Source organism: Vibrio sp. 10N.222.48.A3 (assembly GCF_041475345.1).
GTDB lineage: Bacteria > Pseudomonadota > Gammaproteobacteria > Enterobacterales > Vibrionaceae > Vibrio > Vibrio tasmaniensis_A.
In genome coordinates, this window is sequence record NZ_JBFRVX010000084.1 from 1 (window position 1) to 3,363 (window position 3,363).

Genomic DNA, 3,363 nt, shown 5'->3' on the forward strand with positions numbered 1-3,363 from the left:
CACTTATGTGGTACTTAAATGCATCGGAGGCACCATGTCTGATTATTCTTATTTCTGCGGTATCGACCTAGCTAAAAACCACTTTAGTCTTCATGCCGTAGACCAAAATGGTAAGGTCATACTTCATAAGTCAGTAACTCGCTCTAAACTACTGACTACAATAGCAAATATGCCACTCATGCGTATAGGCGTTGAAGCGTGTGGTGGTGCACATTATTGGGCAAGAACACTCAATACACTCGGTCACGACGCCCGCATTATGGCCGTTAAATACGTAATTCCTTATCGAACTAAGGGAAAAAACGACCTTAATGATGCTGTTGCCATATGCGAAGCTGTTCAGCGACCATCAACTCGCTTTGTACCCGTAAAATCCCCCGAGCAACAAGCCATCTTATCGGTACATAGAATGAGAGAGCATTGGGTTCGTGAACGTACCGCGCTTATGAATCGCATGCGTGCCCTACTCTCTGAATTCGGGTTGGTCATTCCTGTTGGCCGCTCTTCGTTAATGAAACAGGTTCCCTTAATGCTGGAAGACGCAGAAAATGAACTGCCACACCTCGCAAGAACGGTGATTGCCGATGCTTATCACCACCTTGGAGAATTGAATCAACGTATCGCCGATACTGAACAAGTCTTCGATTCTTTTGCTAAGGTCAGCACTAATGTTCAACGAGTGATGAAGGTTCGGGGCATTGGACCTCAAACCGCGACTGCGATACTCGCTTCGATAGGCAATGGCACTCAATTTGATAAAAGCCGTGATTTTTCTGCTTGGCTAGGACTCGTACCAAAGCAATATTCGACGGGAGGAAAGCCTCGCTTAGGTCGAATAACCAAACACGGCGACAAATACTTACGAACACTATTAGTTCACGGGGCAAGGACAGTCATTGCCAACCTTGGCGACAAGCAAGATAAGCTAAGTCAGTGGTGTCGAGGCGTTCTAGAACGAAGAGGAATGAACCGAGCGATAGTGGCACTTGCCGCGAAGAACGCACGAATTATATGGTCGCTTTTACACAATCAAACCGAATATGAAAACTATGCTGCTTAAGTAGAAACCTAAGCAGCATAAAGAGTTAAACCCACCGGGTCATTGCAGACGCTAATGATGGAGATAGGTTAAGACCACTTGCGGAGAGCCTGTTAATGCGGCGGACACACTAGATGTCATCTAACGAATAAGGCACCGCAGTCGCGCAAGTCATCAGGGCCACGACGTATGCGAATCGTCGATAAGTAGGCCGAATGTAGAGCGGCAGTCCAAAACCCATCAACATAAGTTTAGCGGATGTTTGACAACCGGGGGAATCCATGTAGCCGCATTAAGGTGTGAGCGGCGCTTGGCTATACTTGAGCGAAGCGAAACTGCCAAGCGTTGCGAATCACTCTTAAATGCTTTGTATGTGACTTGCTACGACTTCTCAATCAAGCTCTTAGTAAACTCTTCTAGTTTTGGATAGTTATCCAAGTCCATCTTATATAGCCTGTAAATTGAAGCAAACTGTTCCCACTTATACACTGCCACTTCGAAGTCACTCTCGTCCCTTGCAAAGTCGAACAAACCATTAACTAAAAACTGAAGCTCTGCAAGACTGTATAAACAGGACTTATAATATGGGTAATTCGTACCAGCTTCTGAAGGCATTGTCTCCATCCGAGAGTGATGAATCTGAAGTAACCTAAGTATCTTAGAAAGGTACTTACCTACTTCTGGTGGTGCATGCTTAATACAATCTTTGAACACTACTACATGATAGTCAGGTAGGACAGGGGCAACTGACGCAAAAACCTTTGCCCGTTTCTTTCTATCTCTGCTTCTATCAGCGGCTTCAATAACAACTTTACTGCTAGTTTCTAAATAATTACAAAGAAGGCTAAGAGCTTGAGGTAAAAAAGATTTTGAAGCTATAAACTCTCTTTCGGTTTGCTTATTGGCGTTATAACGAGAAATATTGAAAGCAATAAGACTAGAAGCAAAAGCAAGCATACCAACATTTAGTGCTTGCCATGAATACCAGACTCTGTGGATATAATTCCAGTCACCGGCACTTTTCCAAACCGGGAAAATGAACATACCAAAGACATAAGCAACGAAAGAGGCAGCACTGATGATATTTATTAATCGTATTAAGTTTTCAGTGCTCCACAAAGCTCTGAACTTGCGCCAAAAAACCTTTATTTTTTCCACCGTACCTCCGATAGAGACTGTCACATAACATTTTAATATCGTGCCAGCACGAATTGGTGTATTTAGCATATATTAAGCACTCTCTCTAACCAACTGAAAAGTATGCATATAATTCAGTTTTGATATAATTTCTAGTTAAAAACCGTGCAAACACACATTGCCTCCTATTCGAGGCACGTTATCAATCAAGAACTTCTATTTTGTTCTATACTATTCAATAGCTTAGAAGCACTTAAACAACGTATTCGTGCGTAGTTGTGTTTGAAGAACAGTCTCTAGTGGTCTAGTGGTCTAGTGGATTAGGAATTTGGGGACAAAGTTAGAACTCTAGGCATGAGGGAAAGTAAGGCAAGTTCCTGAGTTTGAACCTGAGTTCAATCCCTATATGGCTCATTTTGGGGCACTTTCGTTCTAAACAGTGCCGATTGAAACTGTTCTGGACAAAACCTATTGTTTGCACCGCACACTCCTAGTTGTAGTGTAAATTCGATGAAATCACATTACTTATCATTGTGACTTGAGTTGCTTAATCTACAAGAGCAATATTGGGGGAATAAAACCTTACCACACACATGGTAAATCAAAGGATTAGAATGGAAAACCTAATAGACGCAGATTTGTTTTCTCAAGTAGAAGAACACCTGAAATGTACCGAACAAAGCTGGTTGATGGGCGCAGGTATTAGTTTTGACGCTAAGCTGCCACTTATGTATCCGTTGACAAATAAAGTTAAAAAGGACTTGAAAGCCGGTAGCAAGGACGTATTCGATAAGATTGTTGAGCCCTTATTCAAAGAGTTGCCACAAGAGTGTCATATTGAGCACATTCTCAGTCACTTAGGTGACTACGCAGCCTTGGCGGAAAGGAGTAAAGATAAAAAGGCCCGCATCAATGGAGCTGAGGTCAAGTTAGATGAGCTTCAAGAAGCCCATCGTTTAATTCTTGACTCGATATCCAATGTCATCAGGTGTGGTTACGTTGAAGGCAAGACCGAAGAAACAGACGAAGAAGGCACACTATCGAAGCCGATAGTAGAAATTGACTCACATTTCGACTTCATTGACACTTTATTCAATCACGCAGGCGCTGGTATTTATGAACGGAGAAAACCCGTAAACATTTTTACCACCAACTATGACACCTTGTTAGAAGATGCTTTGGCCTTA

General features: G+C 42.6%; 2 protein-coding genes and 1 pseudogene. 2 read left to right on the forward strand and 1 reads right to left on the reverse strand.

Annotation, left to right across the window (positions count from 1 at the left end; translation table 11 throughout):
- Positions 1 to 34: 34 nt before the first annotated feature.
- A complete protein-coding gene (locus AB4653_RS03250) occupies positions 35 to 1,060 on the forward strand; it encodes an IS110-like element ISVisp6 family transposase (RefSeq protein ID WP_009845955.1) in 1,026 nt (341 codons plus the stop codon).
- A gap of 360 nt (positions 1,061 to 1,420) precedes the next feature.
- Here AB4653_RS03250 and AB4653_RS03255 read toward each other — a convergent pair whose 3' ends face one another.
- Positions 1,421 to 2,197 (reverse strand): hypothetical protein, encoded by a 777-nt coding sequence (locus AB4653_RS03255; RefSeq protein WP_372103322.1) that lies wholly within the window; start codon positions 2,195 to 2,197, stop codon positions 1,421 to 1,423.
- 593 nt (positions 2,198 to 2,790) lie between these two features.
- Between AB4653_RS03255 and AB4653_RS03260 the strand changes: the two are divergent.
- Positions 2,791 to 3,363: pseudogene (locus AB4653_RS03260) on the forward strand (SIR2 family protein); the annotation flags it as partial.